This is a genomic window from Streptomyces sp. NPDC036822 (assembly GCF_055609145.1).
Genome location: NZ_JBVJPY010000002.1, coordinates 555,026 through 579,210, shown reverse-complemented (window position 1 = coordinate 579,210; position 24,185 = coordinate 555,026). Strand labels below are relative to the sequence as shown.

Genomic DNA, 24,185 nt, shown 5'->3' with positions numbered 1-24,185 from the left:
GGCCCCTTCCAGGCCATCGCCGAACGGACCGGTGGCCTCAGCCCTCCGCGCTCCCGCCCCCCGCCGTCCCGCCCCCCGCCGTCCCGTCCGCCGCCGTCCCGTCCGCCGTGCCCCCCGGCCCGAGCAGGCCCGTGGGGGCGAGGTCCGTGCCGGCCTCGTCGAGACGGGACAGGGCGTGCCGCGCACCGAGGGTCACCAGGGCGGGCAGCAGCGGACCGAGGGCGGGGACCAGGCGGAGCCAGGGCTGGAGGTGCAGAACGGCGCCACGGCGCTCGATGCCCCGGACCAGGAGTTCGCCGACCCGGTCGTCCGGATGCACCCGGTCGGCGGGCCACGGCAGCCGGCGCCGTAGCTCGCGCATCACCCGATGGCCGTCGGACGCCCGGATCAGGTCGGTGTCGTACCAGCTGAGCCGGGCCACGCCCACCGCCACACCCCGGTGGGCCACCTCCGCGCGGAGCCCCGACGCGAACGCCTCGGCGCCCGCCTTCGACGCCCCGTACGCCGTCATCATCGGCACCGGCGCCAGGGCCGCGAGCGAGGAGACCTGGAGGTAGTACCCCCGGGTCGCGAGGAGCGCGGGCAGGAAGGCGCGCGCGGTCACGGCGCTGCCGACGAGGTTGACCTCGACGATCCGGCGCCAGATGTCCGGGGCGGTCCGCTCGAACGGCCCTCCGGCCGCGATCCCGGCGTTGGCGACGACGACCGACGCGGGCCCCATCCGCCGCTCGACCTCCCGGGCCGCGTCCGCCATCCGCGCGTCGTCGGTCACGTCGACCGGCCAGGGGAAGGCCGTCGCACCGGACTCCCGGCAGCGGGCGGCCACCTCGGCGAGTCGTGCCTCCTCGTGCCCCAGGAGGGCGACCCGCGCCCCCCGCCGCGCCAGCGCCAGCGCCACCCGCTCCCCCACGCCGCGCGCCGCGCCCGTGACGACCGCCGTACGGCCCTGCAGTGGTGAGACGTCGCCCATGGGTCCACCGTAGGCACGTGGGGGATGTCCCGCGCGCGACGGGGAACCCGCACGCGGGAGTCCGATCTCGCACACGGAGGACCACATGGCCGTACGACACCAGTTGATCCGCCGCAGCCCCGAGGCCGTCTGGGCGGTCCTCGCCGATCCCGAGCGTTACAGCGACTGGGTGGTGGGGACCTCGGACTCGACCGCCCTGGACGAGGAGTGGCCCCAGGTGGGGTCCCGCCTGCGGTACACGGTCCGGATCGGGCCCTGGTCCGGCGACGGCGAGACCGTCGTACGCCGCTGCGAGCCCGGCACGATCCTGGAACTGGAGGCCGTCGCCGGCGCCCTCGGGACGGCGCGAATCGCCCTGGAGGTCCGGCCCTGGGGCGAGGAGAGCCTGGTCGTCTGCGACGAGCATCCGCTGCGCGGCCTGGGAGGACGCTGGCACAACACCCTCTCGGACGCGGTGATCCAGCTGCGCCACCGGGACATGCTCGCCCGGCTGGCCAGGACCGTCGAAGGCGGTACGGAAGCGGCGGATACGGCAGCGGGCGGTACGGGTGACACGGGCGGAGGCCACGCGCGGGGCGGTGCCCGGCCCAGGGCGGTGTGAGCGATGCCGGACGCCGTGGTGATCGGAGCCGGCCCCAACGGACTCGTCGCCGCCAACCTCCTCGCGGACGCCGGCTGGAGCGTGGAGGTGCTGGAGGAGCAGCCCGAACCGGGCGGCGCGGTACGCAGCGACCGCGGCGTCCACCCCGACTTCGTCAACGACCTCTTCAGCTCCTTCTATCCGCTCGCCGCGGCCTCCCCCGTCCTGGCCGGCCTCGACCTGGCGCGCCACGGGCTGCGGTGGAGCCACGCCCCCCACGTGCTGGCGCATCCGCTGCCCGACGGCCGGTGCGCGGTGCTGGCCCGGGACGCGGCCGGGACGGCGACGGGCCTCGAGGCGTTCGCCGACGGCGACGGCGAGGCCTGGCAGGGGATGTGCGCCCTGTGGGAGCGCCTCGGCGGGGACATCCTGCGGGCGCTGTTCACTCCGTTCCCGCCGGTGCGCCCGGCGCTGCGCCTCGCCACCCGGATGAGCCCGCCGGCCGTGCTGCGGCTGGCCAGGAACCTCGCGCTGCCGGTCCGCCGTCTGGGCGAGGAGGAGTTCCGCGGCGAAGGAGGCCGCCTGCTCCTCGCGGGCAACGCGCTCCACGCCGATCTGGCCCCCGAGGCCGCGGGCAGCGGCGGGTACGGCTGGCTGATGTCGATGCTCGGCCAGCACCACGGCTTCCCGGTGCCCGTGGGCGGGGCCGGCGAGCTGACCGCCGCCCTCGTCCACCGCCTGGCGAGCCGGGGCGGCGCGGTGCGGTGCGGGGAACGGGTCACCTCCGTCGTCGTACGGGAGGGCAGGGCCGTGGCGGTCCGTACGGCGGCCGGGGAGGAGGTCCCCGCGCGGCGGGCGGTTCTCGCAGACGTGTCGGCGCCGGCGCTCTACACCCGACTGGTCGACCCGGCGCATCTGCCCGACCGGCTGCTGCGGGACCTGCGGCGATTCCAGTGGGACTTCGCCACCTTCAAGGTCGACTGGGCGCTCGACGCCCCGGTGCCCTGGACGGCGCCGGAGGCGGCGGGGGCCGGGACCGTCCATCTCGCCGACGGCGTGGACGGTCTGACGCGGTTCGCCGCGCAGATCGCCATGGGACTCGTCCCCGAGGAGCCCTTCGCCCTCTTCGGCCAGATGACCACGGCCGACGCCGGACGGTCACCGGCCGGGACCGAGTCGGCGTGGGCGTACACGCACCTGCCCCAGCACATCCGCGGCGACGCCGGACCCGACGGCATCACCGGCCGCTGGGACGCGCGGGAGCGGGAGGCGATGGCGTACCGCGTGGAGGCGCAGGTGGAGCGCTACGCCCCCGGCTTCCGCGACCGCATCCGCGCACGGCGCGTGCTGGCCCCGCCGACGCTGGAGTCGATGGACGCGAATCTGCACCGCGGCGCCCTCAACGGCGGCACGGCCTCCCTCCACCAGCAGCTCGTCTTCCGTCCCACGCCTGGCTCAGGCCGCCCGGAGACACCGGTCAAGGGCCTGTACCTCGCCTCGGCCTCGGCCCACCCGGGCGGCGGCGTCCACGGCGCACCCGGCGCCAACGCCGCGCGGGCCGCCCTGCGCGGCCGTCTGCTCCGACGCCGCTGACCGAAGCCGCCCCCGGCCGTCTTCTCCGACGCCGCCGACCGAAGCCGCCCGCCCCGCCCCCCGGGGGCGGACGACGACGAAGGGCTCGCCGTCCGTGGACGGCGAGCCCTTGCGTACGAGGGATGACGGCCGTGGGTCAGGTCGTACCGACGAAGACCACCAGCAGCAGCCAGACCACCGGAGCGGTCGGGAGCAGCGAGTCGAGCCGGTCCATGATCCCGCCGTGGCCGGGAAGCAGCGTGCCCATGTCCTTGATGCCCAGATCCCGCTTGATCATCGACTCACCGAGATCGCCGAGCGTCGCGCTCGCCGCCACGGCGAGACCGATGAGCAGGCCCTGCCACCAGGTCCCGTCGTCGATCATGAATTCCATGCACAGTGCCCCCGCCGCCATCGCAAAGGTGACCGCTCCGAGGAGACCCTCGCGAGTCTTTCCGGGGCTGATGCGCGGTGCCAGCTTGTGCTTCCCGAAACGCCAGCCGATCGCGTACGCCCCGGTGTCGCTGACCACGGTCAGCAGCAGGAAGGTGAGCACGCGCCACGGCCCGTCGTCGGCGGTGAGCATGAGCGCCACGAACGTCGCGAGGAACGGGACGTAGAACGCCGCGAAGACGCCCGCCGTGACGTCCTTCAGATAGCCCTCGGGGGGCTCCGTCATGCGCCACACCAGCACGGCGAGGGCCGTCAGGGCCATCGCGACCCAGGCTCCCTCGACACCACGGACGTACCCGGCGACGACCATCGCCGCGCCGCCGACGGCCAGCGGCACCAGCGGCGCCTTGATGCCCTTGCGCTCCTGGAGGCGGGAGGTGAGCTCCCACAGACCCACGACCACGGCGACCGCTATGACGCCGACGAACGCGGCCTTCCAGATGAACAGCGACGCGATGATGACGGCGCCGAGGCCGACCCCCACCCCTATGGCCGCGCCCAGATCGCGCCCCGCACTCTTCTTCTGCGGGCCGGCGGGCTGGGACGGGCTGGACATGGGCTCCTGCGGGTGCTCGTTCGGCGTCTCGTCACGGAACAGGGGACCGCTCCGCGGAGCGGCCCCCCGATCGTGATCGTCCTGGTGGTCGCCGGCGGGGACGTCGGGAACGATGGGCATGGGCCGAGTCTGCGCCGCCCTCACTCCATCGTATGCGGGACCCGCCGGGGCAGGTCCCTGGTCGGGCCCCCAGAAGCCGGAAGCGGCCGGGGCCCCCCAGGAAGAGTCGTTCATCAGACCTCGAGGAGCTCGGCTTCCTTGTGCTTGAGCAGCTCGTCCACCTGCGTGACGTACTTCGCGGTGGTGTCGTCGAGCTCCTTCTCGCCGCGACGGCCCTCGTCCTCGCCGACCTCGCCGTCCTTGACCAGCTTGTCGATGGTCTCCTTGGCCTTGCGGCGGACGGAGCGGATGGAGATCTTCGAGTCCTCGGCCTTGCCCTTGGCGACCTTGATGTACTCGCGGCGGCGCTCCTCGGTGAGCTCGGGGAACACCACCCGGATGATGTTGCCGTCGTTGCTCGGGTTGACGCCGAGGTCCGAGTCGCGGATCGCCTGCTCGATGTTGCGCAGCGCGCTCTTGTCGAACGGGGTCACCACGGCCATGCGCGGCTCGGGCACCGAGAAGGACGCCAGCTGGTTGATGGGCGTGATGGCGCCGTAGTAGTCCGCCACGATCTTGTTGAACATCGCCGGGTGCGCACGGCCGGTGCGGATCGCGGCGAAGTCCTCCTTGGCGACCACGACGGCCTTCTCCATCTTCTCCTCGGCCTCGAGGAGGGTCTCTTCGATCACCAGTTGCTCCTGCGTGTCGTCGCGTCTTGTCCTGCACGGTGTACGACCGGCAGGGCTCTGTCCATCCCCTCGCGGGGCGGTACCCGGTTTCAGGCCCGGGTGCCCTGGTCGCTCACGAGAGTGCCGATCTTCTCACCCTTGACCGCGCGCGCGATATTGCCCTCCGCGAGCAGTTCGAAGACGAGGATCGGGAGGTTGTTGTCACGGCACAAGGTGATGGCGGTGGCGTCGGCGACCTTCAGGTCGCGCGAGAGCACCTCGCCGTACTCCAGCGCGTCGAACTTGACCGCGTCGGGGTTGGTCTTCGGGTCGGAGTCGTAGACCCCGTCCACGCCGTTCTTGCCCATGAGCAGGGCCTCGGCGTCGATCTCCAGGGCACGCTGGGCGGCCGTGGTGTCGGTGGAGAAGTACGGCATGCCCATGCCGGCGCCGAAGATGACCACGCGGCCCTTCTCCAGGTGGCGCACGGCCCGCAGCGGGATGTACGGCTCCGCGACCTGACCCATGGTGATGGCGGTCTGGACGCGGGAGTCGATGCCCTCCTTCTCCAGGAAGTCCTGGAGGGCGAGGCAGTTCATCACCGTGCCGAGCATGCCCATGTAGTCGGAGCGCGCCCGGTCCATGCCGCGTACCTGCAGCTCGGCGCCGCGGAAGAAGTTCCCGCCGCCGATCACGACCGCGATCTCCGCGCCGTCGCGGACGACGGCGGCGATCTCGCGCGCGATTTTGTGCACGACGTCGGGGTCGACGCCGAGTGCGCCGCCGCCGGCGAATGCCTCACCGGACAGCTTCAGCATGAAGCGTCCGGCCTTATTGCCGTGGATGTCGTCGCCCTGTGCGGCGCCCTGGTTCATGGAGATCTCCTCGTGCACATACGACGAAGGCCATTGCCGGTGGGTCCTCGCGGTTTCCCCTACGGCAATGGCCTCCTCGTCAGATCTGCGGTCGTCCTACGCGAACGCGGACAACTGCTTCAGACCCTACCGGGGTCCGGCGTCCGTCGCGTACGGACTCAGATGCCGACCTTGATGCGCGAGAAGCGCTTCAGGGTGACGCCGGCCTCGTCCAGGATCTGCTGGACGGACTTCTTGTTGTCGAGCGCGTACGGCTGGCCAAGGAGCGTGGCGTCCTTGAAGAAGCCGTTGACGCGACCCTCGACGATCTTCGGGAGCGCGGCCTCGGGCTTGCCCTCGGCGCGGGTGGTCTCCTCGGCGACGCGACGCTCGGTCTCGACGACCTCGGCCGGGACGTCCTCACGGGTGAGGTACTTCGGCGCGAAGGCGGCGATGTGCTGCGCGACACCCTTGGCGATCTCGGCGTTCTCCTTGTCGAACTCGACGAGAACACCGATCTGCGGGGGCAGGTCGGGCATGGTGCGGTGCATGTACGCCGACACGAAGCCGTCGGAGAACTGCGCGAAGCGGTCCAGGACGATCTTCTCGCCCAGGTTGGCGTTGGCCTCGTCGACGTACGCCTGAACCGTCTTGCCGGGCTCGATCTCGGAGGCGAGCAGCGCCTCGATGTCGGCCGGGGAGGTGGCGGCGACGTGCGCGGCGAGCGCGGCGGCGACGGCCTGGAACTTGTCACCCTTGGCGACGAAGTCCGTCTCGCACTTCAGCTCGACGAGGACACCGGAGGTGTTGTCGTCGGCGATCAGGGAGACCACGGCGCCGTTCTCGGCCGAACGGCCCTCGCGCTTGGCGACGCCCTTCTGGCCCTTGATACGGAGCGCCTCGACGGCCTTGTCGACGTTGCCGTCGGCCTCGTCCAGCGCCTTCTTGCAGTCCATCATGCCGGCGCCGGTGAGCTCACGGAGCTTCTTGACGTCAGCGGCGGTGTAGTTCGCCATGAGTCTGAGTTCTCTCTCGAAGTCTGAAAGATCTACGGGTGGACGGCGGGGGCCACGAGTGCCCCCGCCGTCTCCATCCGATATCCGAAACAACCGGACCCGTGAAGGTCGGGCCGTTGGGTCAGGCCTGCTCGGCCTCGGCCTCGGCGGCCGGGGCCTCGTCGGCCGGAGCCTCGGCGGCGGGAGCCTCGGCCTCAGCGGCGGGCGCCTCGGCGGCGGCCTCGGCCGGCTTCTCGGCCTCGTCGGCCTTCTTCTCGCCCTCGAGGAGGTCGCGCTCCCACTCGGCGAGCGGCTCGCCCGCGGCCTTCTCGCCCGGCTTCGAGTCGCCGGTCGCGGCGCCGGAACGGGCGATGAGGCCCTCGGCGACGGCGTCGGCGATCACGCGGGTGAGCAGGGTGACGGAGCGGATCGCGTCGTCGTTGCCCGGGATCTTGTAGTCGACCTCGTCGGGGTCGCAGTTGGTGTCGAGGATCGCGACGACCGGGATGTGGAGCTTGCGCGCCTCACCGACGGCGATGTGCTCCTTCTTGGTGTCGACGATCCAGACGGCGCTGGGCACCTTCTGCATCTCGCGGATACCACCGAGGGTCTTCTCCAGCTTGGCCTTCTCGCGGGAGAGGACCAGGAGCTCCTTCTTGGTGAGACCCGAGGCGGCGACGTCCTCGAAGTCGATCTGCTCGAGCTCCTTGAGGCGCTGCAGACGCTTGTAGACGGTGGAGAAGTTGGTGAGCATGCCACCGAGCCAACGCTGGTTGACGTACGGCATGCCGACACGCGTCGCCTGCTCGGCGATGGCCTCCTGGGCCTGCTTCTTCGTACCGACGAACATGATGGAGCCGCCGTGCGCGACGGTCTCCTTGACGAACTCGTAGGCGCGGTCGATGTACGACAGCGACTGGAGCAGGTCGATGATGTAGATGCCGTTGCGCTCGGTGAAGATGAAGCGCTTCATCTTCGGGTTCCAGCGACGGGTCTGGTGACCGAAGTGGACGCCGCTTTCCAGCAGCTCCCGCATCGTGACGACGGCCATGGCCGTATCTCCTTGGTTTTCTCGGTTATGTCCTGACGCCCCGACGCGCCGTGCCACAAGGGACCGAAAAGGCGCTGCCACGACCGGTGAGGGTGATGGCGGGGCGTGCGAAGTCGACCCGGTGACCCGGATCGCCATAAGAAGTGTACGGGACCCGGGGGGCACCGGGTGACGGCGCTGTCCACAACCGGCCGGTCGTCCACAGACCCCGCCCGCACCCCCATCGGCCGGGTGATCTGCGGGAGCGTGACGTCCATGCACCTGACGACGCTGCTCCTCGCGCTCATCCTGGCGTGGCCCGTGGGGCCACCACCCCCCGAGATCCTCCGCCCCTGGGACCCACCCGCCGGACCGTACGCCCCCGGCCACCGCGGCCTCGACCTCGCAGCCGCCCCCGGCACCACGGTCCACGCGACCGCCCCGGGCGTGGTCACCTTCGCCGGCCCGGTCGGCGGCCGCGGGGTCCTGACCATCACCCTGCCGGGCACGGGCACCCCGCCCCTGCGCACCACCTACGAACCGGTGACCCCGCTCGTGCCCGTGGGCACGCCCGTCACCCCCGGCCGACCGGTCGCCACCCTCTCCGCCCCGGCCACCCGGGCCCACTGCCCACGGTCCTGCCTCCACTGGGGCCTGCTGCGCGGAGACACCTACCTCGACCCCCTCCACCTCCTCCGCCCGGGACCCAGCCGGCTCCTGCCGGTGCCGGGGGTGCCGTAGGACGTACTGAGGGAGGGGGATGGGATGGGGCGGGGGGGAGGGGGTCAGCCCCCGACGCCGCGCAGTGCCATGGCGACCGCCGCCTCCGCGATGCGGTCCGGCTCCTCGGCCGCTCCGAGCTCGATCCGGCGGACGGCCGCGTCCACCACGCCCTGCAGGAGCATCGCGCCGAGGCGGGGCTGCTCCTGCCCCAGCTCTCCCAGGGCTTCGACGATCATGGCGACGAGGCCGCCGTGGGCGGCGCGGATCTTCTCGCGGGCGCCGTCGTCCAGCTCGCCGGCGGAGATCGCGACGACCGCCCGGTGCCGGCGGTCCCCCACCAGCGCCAGCTGGGTGCGGACGTAGGCCTCGACCTTGCCCTCGGGCGTCCCGGCCTGGGCCATCGCCGCTTCGACCTCGGCCGCCCAGACGGGGAAGTCGACGGCGCACAGCTCTTCGACCACGGCGGCGCGCGAGCGGAAGTACTCGTACACCGAGGAGCGGGCGAGGCCCGTGCGCTCGGCGAGGGCGGGGAAGGTCAGCGCTTCCGTACCGCCTTCGGACAGCAGGGAACGCGCGGCGTCCAGCAGGGCGCCGCGCTGCATCGTCCGGTGCTCGGCCACCGAGGCCGCTCGAATCCTTGGCACGGCTCCACTGTACGACCGGCCCCGTGGCGTCAGCGCCCCACATCGGCCAGCTTGGCGCGCAGCTGGAGGACGGATTTGGTGTGGATCTGGCTGACGCGGCTCTCGGTGACGCCGAGGACGTGCCCGATCTCGGCGAGGGTGAGGCCTTCGTAGTAGTAGAGCGTGACGACGGTCTTCTCCCGCTCGGGGAGGGTGTTGATGGCCCGGGCAAGGAGTCTTCGCAGCTCGCGGTCCTCGGCGACCTCGACGGGGTTGTCGGCCGCGGTGTCCTCGAGCGTGTCCATGATCGAGAGCCGGTCGCCGCTCTCGCCGCCGGCGTGCAGCAGCTCTTCGAGCGCGACGACGTTCGCCAGGGACAACTGGCTGAAAACCGCGTGCAGTTCCTCGAGTGCGATGCCCATCTCGGCGGCGACCTCGCTCTCGGAGGGCGTGCGCCGCAGCTGCGCCTCGAGGGTGGCGTAGGCCCGCTCGACGTTGCGGGCCTTCTGGCGCACGGAGCGGGGGATCCAGTCCAGGGCGCGCAACTCGTCGATCATCGCGCCGCGGATGCGGGTGATGGCGTACGTCTCGAACTTGATGGACCGCTCGACGTCGAACTTCTCGATGGCGTCGATGAGGCCGAAGACGCCGGAGGAGACGAAGTCGGCCTGTTCCACATTGGACGGCAGTCCCACGCTGACGCGGCCGGCGACGTACTTGACGAGCGGGGAGTAGTGGAGGATCAGCTGCTCCCGCAGCCGCTCGTCGCCCGTGTCCTTGTAGGACCGCCACAGCTCGTCGAGCGATGTCGGTGCGGGCGGTCGCACGGTGCCCCGGGCTGCTGGGGGCACCGCAGCGCGGTCAGACCCGGAGGTGTGCTGGGGCATGCGTTGCCTTGAGCCGTTCTGCTGTGGAGTGAGTCGGGAAATGTGTCCGGTAACGAATCCTGGTGAGCGTAGCGTGACTGCGATGTCGCGGTGCGCGAACATCGGTGGTTGGCGCCGGTCCGGGTGGGCGGGATCGGGCACGTCTTCGAAGCCGGGCGCCACATCTTCGAACCCGGGTCGTGGCGCGTGTCGGCCCTTCGGATGCGGCCGGGCGTACTCCCTCGTTCATCCGCCTCACCTTTTCACCCGAATGATCCAGGTCAAGGACCGCCTCGCCGCGCGTTCGACCCTTCGGCGGGCCTGTTCGTCAACTGCCAGTTGTCTCCTCGTCGTTCGACGTGGCCCAGGGAGTGGAGTTCGTACAGCCGGGCGAGGGCGTCGTCGGGGGCGGTGCCGGCTCGTCCGGCGATCTCCGTCAGGGGGAGGGGGCGGCGGGCGGGGAGGGCGTCGAGGACGCGGGCCGCGTCGGGGGTGAGGAGGTCTCTGGGGAGGACGGGGCCGCGCCGGGTGGGGGCGAGCTGGCCCATGTCGCCGACGAGTTCGACGATCTCGGCGGCGTCGGTGACGAGGGTGGCTTCGCCGCGGAGGAGTTCGTGGACTCCGGCGGAGAGCCCGCTGGTAGCGGGCCCGGGGACTCCCATCGTGTGACGGCCGAGGCGTTGGGCGTGGCGTGCGGTGACGAGGGAGCCGCTGCGGTATTCGGCCTCGATCACGACGGTGCCCCGGGTGAGGGCGGCGATGACGCGGTTGCGCAGGATGAAGCGGCTGGGGGTGGGGTGGCCGCCGGGGGGTAGTTCGCCGATGACGAGGCCTTGTTCGGCGATGCGGCTCAGGAGGCCGGCGTGGCCTCGGGGGTAGGGGACGTCGACGCCGCAGGCGAGGACGGCGATGGTGGCGCCCTGGGCGGCGAGTGCTCCGCGGTGGGCGGCACCGTCGATGCCGAAGGCGGCTCCGGAGACGACGACCCAGCCGCGTTCGGCGAGGTCGGAGGCGAGGGTGGTCGCGATGTGCGCGCCGTAGGGGGTGCAGGCGCGGGCGCCGACGAGGGCGACGGAGCGCAGGGCCCAGGTGCGCAGGTCGGCGGGGCCGCGGAGCCAGAGGCCGATGGGGCGGGCGTCGCCGAGGTCGTCGAGTTGGCGGGGCCATTCGGTGTCGCCGGGGATGACGAAGCGTCCGCCGTGGCGTGCGATGGCGTCGAGGTCGCGGCGCGGTGCGGTGTCGGTGGCGCGGCGGCGCCAGCCGTCGACCCGCTTCTCGCCGGTTCCGGGGAAGGGGGTGGCGCGGGAGTGGGGGGCGTCGGTGGCGCGTGGCCGGGGCGGGGGGCCGGTGGGGAGGTCTCTCGGGACCGCGTCGACCGCCGGCCCTGTCCCCGGTCCCCGCCTCGGTTCCTGGTCCTGGCGCCGGCCTTGGACGTCATGCTGGTCCCGGCCCTGCTCTGGGCCGTACGCCTGGTCCGGGCCCTGGCACCGGCGGTCCTGACCGTGCTCGTCGCGATGTCCGTGGCCGTGGTCCTGGCCGGTGAGGTGTCGGAGGAATCCGTTCGCTCCGTAGTGGCGGAGCCAGCGGCCGGCGTGTTCGTCGCCCGGTTCGACGATGCGGGTGAGGGCGGCGCGGGCGAGGCGTTCGTCGTCGGGGGTCACGGGCGGTCTCCGCTTCCCACGGGTACGCCTCGGGCGATGCCGGTGCGCAGTTCCAGGGCCAGGCCGACGTCGTGGGCGTCGGGCCGGTCGTGTCCGGCGAGGTCGGCGACGGTCCAGGCGACGCGGAGGACGCGGTCGAGGCCGCGGGCGGTCAGCATGCCGCGTTCGATGTCGCGTTCGGCCGCGGCGAGGGCGCCGGGCACGAGGGTGTAGCGGGTGCGGAGTTCGTGGCCGGGGACTTCGCTGTTGACGGTCCAGGGGGTGTCGGCGAGGCGGGTGGCGGCGCGGTCGCGGGCGTCGCGGACGCGGTCGGCGACGGCCGCGGTGGGTTCGCCTCGGCCGCCTTGGGCGAGGAGGTCGGAGCGGGTGACGGGTTCGGCTTGGACGCGCAGGTCGACGCGGTCGAGGAGGGGGCCGGAGAGGCGGGCCTGGTAGCGGCGGATCAGGGAGGCGGGGCATTCGCATCCGGCGCCGTGGAGGGTGTGCCGTCCGCAGGGGCAGGGGTTGGCGGCGAGGGTGAGGAGGAAGCGGGCGGGGAGGCGTACGACTCCGGCGGCGCGGGCGACGACGACGTGGCCGGATTCGAGGGGCTGGCGGAGTGCGTCGAGGACTTTGCCGGAGAACTCGGGTGCTTCGTCGAGGAAGAGGACGCCTCTGTGGGCGAGGGAGACGGCGCCGGGGCGTGGGAGTCCGTTGCCGCCGCCGACGAGGGATTGCATGGTGGCGGAGTGGTGGGGGGCGCAGTAGGGGGCGCGGCGGACGAGGGGTTCACCCGGGGGGAGGATGCCGGCGACGGAGTGGACGGCGGTGACTTCGAGGGATTCCTGGCGGGTGAGGGGCGGGAGGATGCCGGGGAGCCGTTCGGCGAGCATGGTCTTGCCGGCGCCGGGTGGGCCGGAGAGGAGCAGGTGGTGGCTGCCCGCGGCGGCGACTTCGAGGGCTCGGCGGGCGCCGTGCTGTCCGGCGACGTCGGCGAGGTCGGGTCCGTCGGCGGGGTCGGCGGCGAGGCCGGTGCCGACGCCTGCTCCGGGGACGAGGAGTCCGGCGAGCATGGCGTCGGGGCGGCCTTCCTCGGCGGGTTCCTCCACGGGGACGGGTTCGTCGGTGAGGAGGGCGATGAGCTGGCGCAGGGTGCGGACGCCGAGGACGGAGACGCCGGGGACGAGCGCGGCTTCGCCGGCGGTCTGTTCGGGGACGACGACTTGTCGGTAGCCGGCCTCGGCGGCGGCGAGGACGGCGGGCAGGACGCCGCGCACGGGGCGTACGCGTCCGTCGAGTCCGAGTTCTCCGATGAGGACGAGGTCGGCGATGACCCGGGGGTCGATCCGTTCGGCGGCGCCGAGGACTGCGGCGGCGACGGCCATGTCGAATCCGCTGCCTCCCTTGGGGACGGAGGCGGGGCTGAGTCCGACGGTGAGTTTTTTCTGGGGCCATTCGGCGCCGGAGTTGACGATGGCGGCCCTGACGCGGTCGCGGCTCTCGGTGAGGCTCTTGTCGGGGAGGCCGACGAGGGTGAAGGCGGCGACTCCGGGTTCGAGGTCGGCCTGGACCTCGACGACGACGCCTTCGACGCCGACGAGGGCGACGGAGCAGGTGCGGGCGAATCCCATCAGGCCACCCCTCGTGCGTGGGTGAGGCGGGGTGCGCCGCGGCGGGGCAGGAGGACGCCGATGAGGTCGATGCGGATTCCGCCGTCGGGTGGCGGTGTGCCGTGGCGGTCGAGCCAGCAGGCGGCGAGCCGTTTGAGCCGGTCGGCCTTGGTGGGGGTGACGGCGGCCATGGGGTGTTCGTAGGTGCCGTCGCGGCGGGTCTTCACTTCGCAGATCACGACGGTGTCGCCGTCGCGGGCGACGATGTCGATCTCTCCGGCGCGTCCGCAGCGCCAGTTCCTCGCGAGGACGGTCATGCCGGTCTCGGTGAGCCGGCGGACGGCGAGTTCCTCTCCGTACCGTCCGAGTGCTTTCGTGGCGTTCATCGGTACCACCTCCGGCACCGACTGTGTCGCCTGGCGGAGCGGGGTGTTGGAGGCTGGGGAGGGGCGGTTGCCTGTGGACAACCGCTTCGCCCTTGCGGGTGGTTTACCCGCTTGGGACCGGGGTGGGGCTCAGCTGCCGGGAAGCTCCAGGTCGCTCTTGTTGAGCTCCTCGATGTTCACGTCCTTGAAGGTGAGGACGCGGACCTGCTTCACGAATCGGGCGGGCCTGTACATGTCCCAGACCCACGCGTCGGCCATGGAGACCTCGAAGAACACCTCGCCCTGGACCGAGTGGACCTGCATCTCGTAGTCGTTGGTGAGGTAGAACCGCCGCTCGGTCTCGATCACGTATTTGAACAGCCCGACGACGTCGCGGTACTCCCGGTAGAGCTTCAGCTCCATCTCGGTCTCGTACTTCTCGAGGTCCTCGGCGCTCATGGCATGTTCCCCTTCAGCCGTGCGTCCCCCCATTGTGCGCCAGGCACTCGCACCCCTAGACGATTTCCGGGGCGAGAACCACCGGGGCACTCGGAGGTCCCTCGTCGAGCAGCGTGTGGAGCAGCTCGGCGAGTCTGGTCGGGTACACCGTCTCACGGGCCGCCGACAGTTCGGCGGAGGTCCACCACCTCAGCCCCGCGACGCTGCGCTCCTCGAGTTCGGTGAGCCCGGCGGGGGCGGTCGCGGTCTGGGTGGTTCGTGCCAGGTAGTACCACTCGTCCTGGTCCCAGCGCCGGCCGTCGAAGGGGAAGGAGCAGACGCGCTGCCAGACGACCGGTCCGAGGTCGACGTCGGTGATGCCGGTCTCCTCGGCGAGTTCGCGCAGGGCGGCCTGCTCGTGGGTCTCGTCGCCCTCCAGGCCTCCGCCGGGGGTGAACCACCAGGTCTGGTCGGGGGCGTCGGGCTCGTAGCCGTGCAGCAGGAGGATGCGGTCGTCGGGGTCGAGCAGGATGACCCGGGCGACGCGTCGCGGTTCCGGCTTCCGCCCGTCCGCCGTGGTGTCCGTCCCGTCGGTCACGCGTCCACCGTCTCCTTCCGCGGCTGTGCGGTCGCGCGTCGTGCCAGGGGTCCGTAGGCCGCTCCGGCCAGGACCAGTACACACCCGCCGACGATCGCGTAGAAGAGGGGCGTGACGGGGCCTGGTCGTGAGACGCCGCCGGGGAGGGTGGCGAAGGTCGCGGGGCGCTCCAGGACGCCGTCGAGCGGCCAGGCGATGGCGTCCACCCTGGCCGTGACCGCGGTGCGCGGTACGGAACCCTGTCCGGCCTCCTGGAGGTGGACGCGGGAGTCCATGGAGTTGTGCCGTTCGTCGCCGAGGAGGAAGAGGTTCCCTTCGGGGACGGTGGCGGAGAACTTCTGTCCCGAGGCCGGGTAGCCCGGGAGCAGATACGGTTCCTCGATCGGTTCGCCGTTGATCGTGAGCCGTCCGTCGGCGCCGCAGCAGGCGATGGTGTCGCCGCCGATCCCGACGACGCGTTTCACCATGGGCATGTCGCCCCAGAGGGGGTCGTTGAAGACGACGACGTCGCCCCGGCGGACCTCGTCGCCGTCGATCCGCTGGGCGAGGACGCGGGAGCCGACCTGGAGGGTCGGGGTCATGGAGTCGCTGGGCACGGTGTAGGGCTGGTAGAGCACGGCTCCCCAGGCGAAGCCGCCGAGGAAGAGCACACAGCCGACGGCCACGACCAGCCCCGACAGCACGCTGCCGAGGCGGCCGTGGCCGTCTTCCGTACGTATGGTCCCGCTCATCCCAGCGCTCCCCACCTCGGAGGTCGGTTCGACGATCTGGGACGGCACCCTACCCGTGGGGTGCTACTCGGCGGTATGGCGAGCCGTGCGCCACTTGCGGCGCCACAGGACCAGCGGCAGGGCGCCGGCCAGACCCGCCGCGCCGGGGGCGACGGCGAGGGCCTTGTCGAGGCCGGGCTGGTCGAAGGTGGCCGGCACGGGGAGCGTCGCCCAGCGCGTCACGGGCCAGGCGACGACGATGGCGCGACCGACGACCTGGTCGTCGGAGACCGTGCCGCCGCCGGGAAGCTCCTGGTGGAAGCGCGAGTCCAGGGAGTTCTGCCGGTTGTCGCCCATCACCCAGATGCTGCCCTTCGGGACGTTGATCGGCCCGAAGGACTTCTCGCACGGAACGGAGCCGGGGTAGAGGTAGGCGGTCTCGTCCAGCTCCTTGCCGTTGAGGACGACCTTGCCGCCCTCCTTGCAGGAGACGGTGTCGCCGCCGACGGCGATGACGCGCTTGATGAGGTCCTTCTCCTCGGCGGACGGCATGAGGCCGATGAAGCTGAGGAACTTCTGCAGCACGTTGGGGTCGGTGGCGGGCTGGTTCTCCAGCCAGCCGCCCGGGTCGTGGAAGACGACGACCTCGCCGCGCTCCGGCTCGGAGCCGAACCACGGGGTCAGCTTGTCCACCAGGACGCGGTCACCCTTCTGCAGGGTGTTCAGCATCGATTCCGAGGGGATGGAGAACGCCTGCACCAGGAAGGTCTTGATCAGCAGCGCGAGCAGCAGCGCGATGCCGATCAGCAGGGGCAGTTCCTTCCAGAAGGAACGCGGCTTCTTGGGGCCCGCTCCGCTCTCCCCCGCGTCGTCCGCGGAGTCCGAGGAGGCGGCGTCCCCGGGGTCGGCGTCCCGGCGGCCCGGGGAGTCATCCGTCATGGCGACCGACGACTCGCCGAGCCTCTCCGGCCTCTTGTCGGGCTCGTCGTGTCCGGATCGTGCGCCGACGGCCAAATCCCCCACATCCACTCCTCAGTCCGTGCGATCGCCTGTCCCGGAACAGGGACAGGCCCATCACTCCCATAACGAGCGGGAGTTCCGCAGGGGTCGGGAGCCAGGGCAATCCGTTCAGATTCCGCGAGGACACACTATGCGACAGACCGAGCGCGGTCGTGGGCGCCGCGGGCCGGTCCGGGACGGCGGCGAACGTCTCCGGTTCCTCCAGCCGGCGCCAGTGCCCGACGGGCCAGGCGATGACGACGGCCCGTCCCACCACCTCTTCCTCGGAGATCGTTCCCTGGTCCTTCTCGCTCAGGTGGAAGCGGGAATCGGCGGAATCCGACCGGTGATCGCCCAGGACGAAGATCCGGCCGGCCGGCACCCGCACCTGGAACGGAATCGTCGAAGGTGTGTTCCCGGGGTGCAGATACGGTTCGTCGAGGGGTACGCCGTTGACGCTGATCCGGCCGTCCTTGCCGCAGCACTCGACCGTGTCGCCGCCGACCGCGACGACCCGCTTGATCAGATCCTGCTCGTCGGCGGAGGGCAGCAGTCCGATGAAGGTCAGGGCCTGCTTGATCTGCTTGACGCCGATGGGGTCGTCACCGGCGGGCGGGGCCTCGTCCTGGAGCCAGTTGCCCGGGTCCCTGAAGACGACGACGTCGCCGCGCTGCGGCTTGGAGCCGAACCAGGGCGTGAGCTTGTCCACCAGGACCCGGTCGTCGATCCGGATCGTCTGCTCCATGGAGCCGGAGGGGATGACGAACGCCTGGACGAGGAAGGTCTTCAGGACGAGGGCGATCAGCAGCGCGACCGTGATCAGGAGCGGGATCTCCTTCACGGCGGAGCGCTGCCTGCGGCGCTTGACCTTGCGGGCGAGCCTGCGGCGCTCGGCCCGGCCCGGCATCGGGCGGCCCGCGCCGTCCGTGGGCCGGGTGCCGGTTGGCAGCCGGACGTCGCCGCGCTCCCCCGACGGCCGGCCCCGGTTACCCATGGCCGCCCGCCGGCGCGGGCACGGCGTCGAAGGCGCCGCTGTCCGGCACCTCCGACCAGCGTCCGAACGGCCAGCCGATCCAGTCGGCGCGCCCGATCACCCGGTCGACGGGCACCATGCCGCCGCCCGGCTGTCCGAGGTGGTCCCGGGAGTCGCTGGACTGGCTGCGGTGGTCACCCATGACCCACAGGGTGCCCTGCGGGACGACGATGTCGAAAGGCACCCTCGAAGGGGAGTCGCCCAGCATGACGTAGCGCTCCTCGACCCGTACGCCGTTGACGGTGATCCGGCCGTCCTTGTCGCAGCAGACGACGCGGTCGCCGCCCACACCCACCACGCGCTTGACGAAGTCGGTCTCGGCCGGCTCGGCGAGGCCGAGAGCGGCGGCGGCGTCGCGCAGCAGACCGGTGACGGGGTTCTGTTCGGGTGCTTCCTGGAGGAAGGAGCCGGTGCCGTCGAAGACGACGACGTCACCGCGGCGCGGCTCGCCGCCGAAACGGTACGCCAGCTTGTTCACGAGGATCCGGTCCCCCACCTGGAGCGTCGGTTCCATCGAACGGCTGGGGATCAGGAAGGGCTGCATCACGAAGTGGCTCAGGAGCAGGAGGAAGACCACGCAGACTCCGCCGGTCATCCCCGTACGCCGCCAGGACGGCCCGGCGGGGCTCTCGTGCGGCTCGTCCGGCGCATCCGTCTCCGGAGCACTCCCGTCGGCAGCACCCTTGTCCGGCGCACCCGCCTCCGGAGTTCTCGCGGCGGGAGCACCCTCGTCCGGGTCCTCCGGCCGGGCGGCGCCGCCCTCGGTCTCCACCCGCGCCCTGCCGTCGGTGTCCCGTTCCGGCCGGCGGGTTCCGGCTGTCTCCGCCCCGTCTCCCCGCATACGCGCGGAGCGCAGCCGCTCCTCCGTACCGGAGGAGCGGCTGCGCTCCGTGTGCTGTGCTTCGGTGTCCATCGGGGGCAGAGCCTATCCGGCCGCCCTGTGTATCAGTGTTCCGAAGCTCCGCGCGAACCGAGAGCCGAAGCTCACCTGTCGCGCTTCTCCTTGATCTTCGCAGCCTTGCCGCGCAGCTCACGCAGGTAGTAGAGCTTGGCGCGACGGACGTCACCGCGGCTGACGAGCTCGATCTTCTCGAAGATCGGGCTGTTCACCGGGAAGGTGCGCTCGACGCCGACGGAGAACGAGACCTTGCGGACCGTGAAGGTCTCGCTGACGCCCGAGCCCTGGCGGCGGATGACGACGCCCTTGAACTGCTGGATACGCGAGCGGTTGCCCTCGATGACGCGCACGTGGACGTTCACGGTGTCGCCGGGACGGAAGGCGGGGAGGTCGGTGCGGAGCGCGCCCGCGGTGACCGAGTCGAGCAGGGAGGCCATGGAGGTCTCTTTCCTCGCTGATGCCACAGGTCATCAGCGGTACGTTCGAAGTGAATGGAGTGCCGTCGCACCGGGCGGGCGTCGTTCCCCCTGTGGCAGGGGCGCACGCCGGACAGACAGCAGCGGCCTATTCTTCCACGTCGTCGGGCCTGCGCCAAAATCGGCCGCCGGGTTCCGGGGACCAGCCCATCATGGAGAGGATCTCCCGGTCCTTCTTGTCGAAGAGGGACGGGTCACAGCGTTCGATCAGGTCGGGCCGGTGGGCCGCGGTGCGCCGGAACGCCTCGTCGCGCCGCCAGCGCGCGATCTTCCCGTGGTGCCCGCTGAGGAGCACGTCGGGGATGCCGTGGCCGCGCCACTGCGGGGGCTTGGTGTAGACGGGGCCTTCCAGGAGGTTGGCCATGGCGCCGGGGGCGAAGGAGTCGTCGCGGTGGGACTCGGCGTTGCCGAGGACACCGGGCAGCAGGCGGGCCACGGCCTCGGTGACGACCAGGACGGCGGCCTCGCCGCCGGCCAGGACGTAGTCGCCGATGGAGACCTCGTAGACCGGCATCCGGGTGGCGTACTCGTCCATGACACGGCGGTCGATGCCCTCGTAACGGGCGGGCGTGAAGATCAGCCAGGGCCGCTCGGAGAGTTCGACGGCGAGTTCCTGCGTGAAGGGACGGCCGCTGGGGGTGGGGACGACCATGACCGGGCCGTGGGCGCCCGTCTCGAAGCCGTCGGCGAGGATCTGGTCCAGGGCGTCGCCCCAGGGCTCGGTCTTCATGACCATGCCGGGGCCGCCGCCGTAGGGGGTGTCGTCGACGGTGTTGTGCCGGTCGTACGTCCACGCGCGCAGGTCGTGGACGTGGACGTCGAGCTGTCCCCGCGCGCGCGCCTTGCCGACGAGGGAGACGTTCAGCGGTTCGAGGTACTCGGGGAAGATCGTGACGACGTCGAGCCTCATGCGTCGTCGTCCCGGGAGGAGACGATCTCGGCGCGGTCGTCGATGAGGCCGGGCGGCGGGTCGATGACGGCCCGCTGCGCGTCCAGGTCGATCTCGGTGACGATCTCCTCGACGAACGGGATCATCAGCTCGGTGCCGTCGGGCCGTTCGACGATGAAGAGGTCCTGGGACGGCAGGTGGGAGATCTCGGTGATCCGGCCGATCTCGGTGCCGTCGGCGAGTACGACGTCCAGGTCCATGAGCTGGTGGTCGTAGTACGCGTCGTCCTCGTCCGGCGTCTCCTCGGGGTCGACGTCGGCGATCAGCAGGATGTTGCGGAGGGCCTCGGCGCCGGTGCGGTCGCGGACGCCCTCGAAGCGGAGCAGGAGCCGTCCGCTGTGGACGCGGCCGGTCTCGATGGTCAACGGACCGGCGGAGGCCGGGTCGGTGGCCAGGACTGCTCCGGGGGCGAGCCTGAGCTCGGGCTCGTCCGTCCGCACTTCGACGGTGACTTCGCCCTTGATCCCGTGGGCGCGGCCGATCCGCGCGACTACCAGCTGCACGACGTACACACTCTCCTGTCGGACGACGACGGGCCGGGGAGGGCGTCATGCCCTCCCCGGCCCGTTGCCGGCGCATCTTCGGTGAAACGGTCGACCGTTCTCAGCGGACCTGGTCCACGTCGACGAGGTCGACGCGGATGCCACGGCCGCCGATGGCGCCCACGACGGTGCGCAGCGCACGCGCGGTGCGGCCGTTACGGCCGATCACCTTGCCGAGGTCGTCCGGGTGGACCCGGACTTCCAGCACGCGGCCACGGCGCAGGGTGCGCGAGGCCACCTGCACGTCATCGGGGTTGTCGACGATGCCCTTCACGAGGTGCTCGAGAGCCTCCTCGAGCATGCTCAGGCCTCGGTCGACTCGGTGGACGCGGCCTCGGCCTCGTCCGCCTTCTTGTCGGCCTTCTTCGCCTTCGGGGTGATGGCCTCACCCTTGGCGTCGTCGCCCTCGAGGGTCTTGGCGAACACGTCGAAGGAGGCACGCTTGTCCTCCTTGGTCGCCGGCTGCAGCAGCGGCGCGGGGGCCGGCAGGCCCTTGTGCTTCTGCCAGTCGCCGGTGAGCTTCAGGATGGCGAGGACCGGCTCGGTCGGCTGGGCGCCGACGGACAGCCAGTACTGCGCACGCTCGGAGTCGACCTCGATCTTCGACGGGTTGTACGTCGGGTGGTACAGACCGATCTCCTCGATCGCACGACCGTCCCGGCGGGTGCGGGAGTCGGCGACGACGATGCGGTAGTGCGGCTGGCGAATCTTGCCGAGGCGCTTGAGCTTGATCTTGACTGCCACTGGAGTGGTGTCTCCTGGTCTTGACGTGGTTGGGCACATGAGATGCCACGTGGGGTTGCGGTACTCGGGTGCCCGATGGACGCGTCAGCCGGAGGAGAGAGGGGTCCTATGCGGCTGTCGAGTACAGCTAGCCATTGTGCCACACGCGCGCGGCGCGCCGGACCCGGCCCTGGACCCGGCCCTGGAGCCGGGCGGCGGAGGGCGTCGGCCGCCCGCCCCCGGTGGGACGGCCGACGATCCGGGGTCAGCTCGCCGCGCCGACCGTCTCGGGGATGCGGAAGGGCTTGCCGCAGCCGCCGCACATGATGGGGGCCTGGGCGAGGACGGAGGGGACGACGCGGACGTTGCGCCCGCAGTCGCAGACGGCTTTGACGCGGACGCCGCCGCCGGAGGAGCCGTGCCGGGCGGCCGGACCGCGGAAGGAGCGCTTGGTGTCGGCGGCCGTGGCCACCGTGTGGGCCTTGAGCGCCCGCTGGAGCCGCTCGATCGTGGGGCGGTAGCGCCGCCGGGCCTCGGGATTGAGCGTGACCAGGGAGAAGCCGCTGCTCGCGTGCGGCTCCTCGGGGTGGTCCAGGCCCATCTCCTCGGCGATCGCCAGGAATCTGCGGTTGTGGTAGCGGCCGGCGCGTGAGGTGTCGCGGACTCCTCGGGCGGCGGCGATGCCGTGGACTGCCTCGTGAAGCAGTCGTTCGAAGGAGAGTTCGGCGCCGCAGGCGGACGAGGACTCTCCGATCAGGGACTCGGGCGCGGCAAGGTCGGGCAGCTCGGGGTGGTGCCGCTGAATGTCGGCCCACGCCTGTGCCAGCTCTGCGGCGAGAACAGGTGGTGTCGTGCTCACGTCGCGTACAACGAGCCGGGGCGGTCCCGGGTTCCATTCCGGGGCATCCCAAATAATTTGCACGTACCCGTCAGTTGCCGCTGTTGCGTCCGGAGGAGGGCCAGTGCGCCGATCTGCGGAGAAGCCGCGCAGCGGGCGCCAAGCTGGTGCGTAGCGGCGCATACGCCCCGGCGCGTAGGAATGCCGTACGCGCCCCGGGGCTCTGGCAGGACAGTACCGGGTGTCCGGGCGAGGCGGCGCACCGCCCCGTGCGGGAGTCGTCACCCGAAGGGAAGTGATGCGGCGCGAGCACTGGACGCGGGCACGGATGCGCAGTTCCCTGGCATACGGGGGGATGCGGGAGTACTTGGACACGGGGGCTGTCGACGAGGCACTGATTGGGGCGCATTCCATGACACCTACGCTCGTCCCGCACCACCCCGCGCGTGACTGGGCCGAGATCCAGGAGCGCATGCTGGTCCCGCTCTACGAGGCGGTGTACGACCGTCTCGGCCTGGGGCCCGGTACCCAGGTCCTGGGGCTCGGCTGCGGGTCGGGCCTCGCGCTGCTGATGGCGGCCGCGCGGGGCGCTCAGGTCACCGGCGTGGACGGGGACCACGCGCGCGTGGAGCTGGCCCGGGAGCGGCTTTCCCAGGCGGGGGACCACGCTGTTGTCGAGGGCGACCCGGTGGCGGCCTGCGGTCTGTCCCGACCGGCGTTCGACGTGATCACCGCCTTCCACCCCTCGGAGGGGCTCGGTGCCGCCGTGGCGGCCGTCACTCCTTCGGCCCAGTCGGGGGCTGCGGTCGTGCTCGCGGGCTGGGGCCCGCCCGAGCGGTGTGCGACGGCCTCGGTGCTGCGGGTCGCGGCCCGGCTGGCCGGCGCGCGTCCCGGGCCGCGCGAGGGTCTGGAGGAGGCGGTGGCCCACTCGGGCCTGCGGCCGGACGGCTCGGGCGGGGTGTCCTGCCCCTTCGGCTACGCGGACACGGACAGCGCGGTCCGGGGGCTGCTCTCGACGGGTGACTTCGACGCGGCGATCCGCGCGACGGAGCCGGCGCAGGTGGAGAAGGAGATCCTGGAGGCCCTGGACCCGTACGTCCGCGTCGACGGGACGGTGTGGATGCCGAACGTCTTCCGCTACCTGATCGCCCGCGTGCCGTGAGGGACGGCCGGGCGGCCTGAGCGGGCGGGACGCGGGAGCGGCGGCGGGGGTCGGCCGCCGCGGGCGCGGGGCCGACGCCCCGGTCCGGCCGACGGTCGCCGTGGCCGGCGCCCGCGCCCCGTACCCCGTCCCGCCCGCCCGCCCCGCGTGCCCCGAGCAGCGGTCAGGCGGGGGGGAAGAACGTACGGCCCCGGCAGCGCGCGGCGCGCGTGAACAGTGTGTTTCTCCGTCGTCGCACAGCACCGTGGTCCCCGATACTGGCCGCGCCACGGCCGCGGACGAAGGGGGAGCACGGTGGACTGGACCGTGGGGGCGGGGCTGGTGGCCGGTCTGCTGATCGCGCTGGTGACCGCGCCCGTCGGCGTCTCCGGGGCCGTGTTCCTCCTGCCGGTCCAGCTCAGCGTCCTCGGTGTGCCGAATCCCGCCGTCACACCGACGAACCTGCTGTACAACGTGGTGGCGGGGCCGGGCGCCCTGTGGCGGTACCGCCGCGACGGAGCGCTGCGGGGCGGCCTCGCCCGGCGCCTCGTCGTCGGGACGCTCCCCGGCGTCGTCGCGGGCGCCGCGATCCGCGTCTACGCGCTTCCGGGGCCGGGCGTCTTCCGGCTGCTCATCGCCTGCCTGCTCCTGCCGCTCGGGCTGTGGCTCTGCGCCCGCACCCTCCTCCCCCGGCCCGCCGGCCCTCCGTCCTCCGCGGCGGAGCCGTCCCCGACGGCGCTGACCCTCCTCGCCCTGGCGGTCGGAGTGGTCGGCGGGATCTACGGCATCGGCGGCGGGTCGCTCCTCGGTCCGGTCCTCGCCGCCCGCGGCCTGCCCATGGCCCGGGTCGCCCCGGCCGCGCTCGCCACGACGTTCGCCACCTCGGTCGTCGGCGCCGCCACCTTCGCGCTGCTTTCCCTCGTCAGCTCCGGGGACATCGCCCCCGACTGGTGGCTCGGCCTGGCCTGCGGGGCCGGCGGTCTGATCGGCGGCTACCTCGGCGCCCGCCTCCAGCCCCGCGTTCCCGAGACCGCCCTCCGCCTCCTCCTCGGCACGCTCGCCTCCGCCGTCGGAGCGGCGTACGCCGTGCAGGCGCTCGCCTGACGGCGCGTACCGCCCGGTCGGCGGGCTGGGGCAGCGGCGGCTGAAGCGCGAGAGGGGCCCGGGGGGGGGGGGGGGCGAGGCGGCCCCGGACCCCCCCCCGTTCCACCCCCCGGGTTATGCTGTTCTTCT

Annotated in this window: 28 protein-coding genes; 5 read left to right on the top strand and 23 right to left on the bottom strand. The window is 72.1% G+C overall.

Going from position 1 to position 24,185, the window contains the following annotated elements:
- Positions 1-37: 37 nt before the first annotated feature.
- Positions 38-970, bottom strand: a complete 933-nt coding sequence (locus tag ACZ68P_RS06985; RefSeq protein ID WP_471003653.1) for an SDR family oxidoreductase — start codon at positions 968-970, stop codon at positions 38-40.
- Positions 971-1,055: 85 nt separating this feature from the next.
- On the opposite strand from ACZ68P_RS06985, the gene ACZ68P_RS06980 reads away from it, so the two are divergent.
- Both ACZ68P_RS06980 and ACZ68P_RS06975 read left to right on the top strand, forming a co-directional pair.
- Complete coding sequence (locus tag ACZ68P_RS06980) at positions 1,056-1,571, top strand: SRPBCC family protein (RefSeq protein WP_471003650.1); 516 nt, start codon at positions 1,056-1,058, stop codon at positions 1,569-1,571.
- A 3-nt stretch (positions 1,572-1,574) separates the two neighbouring features.
- A complete protein-coding gene (locus ACZ68P_RS06975) occupies positions 1,575-3,143 on the top strand; it encodes a phytoene desaturase family protein (protein WP_471003647.1) in 1,569 nt (522 codons plus the stop codon).
- 136 nt (positions 3,144-3,279) lie between these two features.
- Here the strand turns inward: ACZ68P_RS06975 and ACZ68P_RS06970 are convergent, their stop codons facing one another.
- The 5 genes from ACZ68P_RS06970 to rpsB form a co-directional block, all read right to left on the bottom strand.
- Positions 3,280-4,365: a phosphatidate cytidylyltransferase gene (locus tag ACZ68P_RS06970; RefSeq protein WP_471003645.1), complete on the bottom strand. Its 1,086-nt coding sequence runs from the start codon at positions 4,363-4,365 to the stop codon at positions 3,280-3,282.
- On the bottom strand, positions 4,365-4,922 hold the full coding sequence (frr, locus tag ACZ68P_RS06965) for a ribosome recycling factor (protein ID WP_361603651.1): 558 nt from the start codon (positions 4,920-4,922) through the stop codon (positions 4,365-4,367). Before frr ends, ACZ68P_RS06970 begins: the two co-directional genes overlap by 1 nt.
- An 89-nt stretch (positions 4,923-5,011) precedes the next feature.
- Positions 5,012-5,776 (bottom strand): UMP kinase, encoded by a 765-nt coding sequence (gene pyrH / locus ACZ68P_RS06960; RefSeq protein ID WP_365720633.1) that lies wholly within the window; start codon positions 5,774-5,776, stop codon positions 5,012-5,014.
- Between the two features lie 158 nt (positions 5,777-5,934).
- Entirely contained in the window at positions 5,935-6,771 is an 837-nt protein-coding gene (gene tsf / locus ACZ68P_RS06955; RefSeq protein ID WP_471003641.1) for a translation elongation factor Ts, read from the bottom strand.
- A gap of 121 nt (positions 6,772-6,892) precedes the next feature.
- On the bottom strand, positions 6,893-7,801 hold the full coding sequence (rpsB, locus tag ACZ68P_RS06950; RefSeq protein WP_471003638.1) for a 30S ribosomal protein S2: 909 nt from the start codon (positions 7,799-7,801) through the stop codon (positions 6,893-6,895).
- A 255-nt stretch (positions 7,802-8,056) separates the two neighbouring features.
- On the opposite strand from rpsB, the gene ACZ68P_RS06945 reads away from it, so the two are divergent.
- Positions 8,057-8,521: a M23 family metallopeptidase gene (locus ACZ68P_RS06945; RefSeq protein WP_471003635.1), complete on the top strand. Its 465-nt coding sequence runs from the start codon at positions 8,057-8,059 to the stop codon at positions 8,519-8,521.
- 44 nt (positions 8,522-8,565) lie between these two features.
- Here the strand turns inward: ACZ68P_RS06945 and ACZ68P_RS06940 are convergent, their stop codons facing one another.
- The 17 genes from ACZ68P_RS06940 to ACZ68P_RS06860 form a co-directional block, all read right to left on the bottom strand.
- Positions 8,566-9,123 carry a TetR/AcrR family transcriptional regulator gene (locus ACZ68P_RS06940; protein WP_471003899.1) on the bottom strand — a complete coding sequence of 186 codons (558 nt, stop codon included), beginning with the start codon at positions 9,121-9,123 and terminating at the stop codon, positions 8,566-8,568.
- Between the two features lie 53 nt (positions 9,124-9,176).
- Positions 9,177-10,013 carry an RNA polymerase sigma factor WhiG gene (gene whiG, locus ACZ68P_RS06935; protein ID WP_471003632.1) on the bottom strand — a complete coding sequence of 279 codons (837 nt, stop codon included), beginning with the start codon at positions 10,011-10,013 and terminating at the stop codon, positions 9,177-9,179.
- 260 nt (positions 10,014-10,273) lie between these two features.
- On the bottom strand, positions 10,274-11,653 hold the full coding sequence (gene dprA, locus ACZ68P_RS06930) for a DNA-processing protein DprA (protein ID WP_471003629.1): 1,380 nt from the start codon (positions 11,651-11,653) through the stop codon (positions 10,274-10,276).
- Positions 11,650-13,263, bottom strand: coding sequence for a YifB family Mg chelatase-like AAA ATPase (locus ACZ68P_RS06925; RefSeq protein ID WP_471003626.1), 1,614 nt, complete (start codon positions 13,261-13,263; stop codon positions 11,650-11,652). Before ACZ68P_RS06925 ends, dprA begins: the two co-directional genes overlap by 4 nt.
- A complete protein-coding gene (locus ACZ68P_RS06920) occupies positions 13,263-13,628 on the bottom strand; it encodes a YraN family protein (protein ID WP_471003623.1) in 366 nt (121 codons plus the stop codon). Before ACZ68P_RS06920 ends, ACZ68P_RS06925 begins: the two co-directional genes overlap by 1 nt.
- Before the next feature lie 129 nt (positions 13,629-13,757).
- Positions 13,758-14,066 carry a DUF2469 domain-containing protein gene (locus ACZ68P_RS06915; protein WP_005311352.1) on the bottom strand — a complete coding sequence of 103 codons (309 nt, stop codon included), beginning with the start codon at positions 14,064-14,066 and terminating at the stop codon, positions 13,758-13,760.
- 55 nt (positions 14,067-14,121) lie between these two features.
- Positions 14,122-14,643 carry an NUDIX hydrolase gene (locus tag ACZ68P_RS06910; RefSeq protein WP_471003620.1) on the bottom strand — a complete coding sequence of 174 codons (522 nt, stop codon included), beginning with the start codon at positions 14,641-14,643 and terminating at the stop codon, positions 14,122-14,124.
- Positions 14,640-15,374 carry a signal peptidase I gene (gene lepB / locus ACZ68P_RS06905; RefSeq protein ID WP_471003617.1) on the bottom strand — a complete coding sequence of 245 codons (735 nt, stop codon included), beginning with the start codon at positions 15,372-15,374 and terminating at the stop codon, positions 14,640-14,642. Before lepB (ACZ68P_RS06905) ends, ACZ68P_RS06910 begins: the two co-directional genes overlap by 4 nt.
- A 63-nt stretch (positions 15,375-15,437) precedes the next feature.
- Positions 15,438-16,367 (bottom strand): signal peptidase I, encoded by a 930-nt coding sequence (gene lepB / locus ACZ68P_RS06900; protein WP_471003897.1) that lies wholly within the window; start codon positions 16,365-16,367, stop codon positions 15,438-15,440.
- Positions 16,282-17,346 (bottom strand): signal peptidase I, encoded by a 1,065-nt coding sequence (lepB, locus tag ACZ68P_RS06895; protein ID WP_471003615.1) that lies wholly within the window; start codon positions 17,344-17,346, stop codon positions 16,282-16,284. The genes lepB (ACZ68P_RS06900) and lepB (ACZ68P_RS06895) overlap by 86 nt, the downstream gene beginning before the upstream one ends.
- Positions 17,339-18,298, bottom strand: coding sequence for a signal peptidase I (gene lepB, locus ACZ68P_RS06890; RefSeq protein ID WP_471003612.1), 960 nt, complete (start codon positions 18,296-18,298; stop codon positions 17,339-17,341). Before lepB (ACZ68P_RS06890) ends, lepB (ACZ68P_RS06895) begins: the two co-directional genes overlap by 8 nt.
- Before the next feature lie 71 nt (positions 18,299-18,369).
- On the bottom strand, positions 18,370-18,720 hold the full coding sequence (gene rplS, locus ACZ68P_RS06885) for a 50S ribosomal protein L19 (RefSeq protein WP_365720654.1): 351 nt from the start codon (positions 18,718-18,720) through the stop codon (positions 18,370-18,372).
- 127 nt (positions 18,721-18,847) lie between these two features.
- Positions 18,848-19,669, bottom strand: a complete 822-nt coding sequence (gene trmD / locus ACZ68P_RS06880) for a tRNA (guanosine(37)-N1)-methyltransferase TrmD (RefSeq protein ID WP_471003609.1) — start codon at positions 19,667-19,669, stop codon at positions 18,848-18,850.
- Entirely contained in the window at positions 19,666-20,211 is a 546-nt protein-coding gene (gene rimM / locus ACZ68P_RS06875) for a ribosome maturation factor RimM (RefSeq protein WP_471003606.1), read from the bottom strand. Before rimM ends, trmD begins: the two co-directional genes overlap by 4 nt.
- A 100-nt stretch (positions 20,212-20,311) precedes the next feature.
- Positions 20,312-20,551 carry an RNA-binding protein gene (locus tag ACZ68P_RS06870; protein WP_003980229.1) on the bottom strand — a complete coding sequence of 80 codons (240 nt, stop codon included), beginning with the start codon at positions 20,549-20,551 and terminating at the stop codon, positions 20,312-20,314.
- 2 nt (positions 20,552-20,553) lie between these two features.
- Positions 20,554-20,994, bottom strand: a complete 441-nt coding sequence (gene rpsP / locus ACZ68P_RS06865; protein ID WP_391138828.1) for a 30S ribosomal protein S16 — start codon at positions 20,992-20,994, stop codon at positions 20,554-20,556.
- A 244-nt stretch (positions 20,995-21,238) separates the two neighbouring features.
- A complete protein-coding gene (locus ACZ68P_RS06860) occupies positions 21,239-21,832 on the bottom strand; it encodes a hypothetical protein (RefSeq protein ID WP_365720662.1) in 594 nt (197 codons plus the stop codon).
- Positions 21,833-22,223: 391 nt separating this feature from the next.
- Here ACZ68P_RS06860 and ACZ68P_RS06855 point away from each other — a divergent pair, with 391 nt between their 5' ends.
- Both ACZ68P_RS06855 and ACZ68P_RS06850 read left to right on the top strand, forming a co-directional pair.
- Positions 22,224-22,973, top strand: coding sequence for a class I SAM-dependent methyltransferase (locus ACZ68P_RS06855; protein ID WP_471003602.1), 750 nt, complete (start codon positions 22,224-22,226; stop codon positions 22,971-22,973).
- Positions 22,974-23,267: 294 nt separating this feature from the next.
- Complete coding sequence (locus ACZ68P_RS06850; RefSeq protein WP_471003599.1) at positions 23,268-24,056, top strand: sulfite exporter TauE/SafE family protein; 789 nt, start codon at positions 23,268-23,270, stop codon at positions 24,054-24,056.
- Positions 24,057-24,185 lie beyond the last annotated feature (129 nt).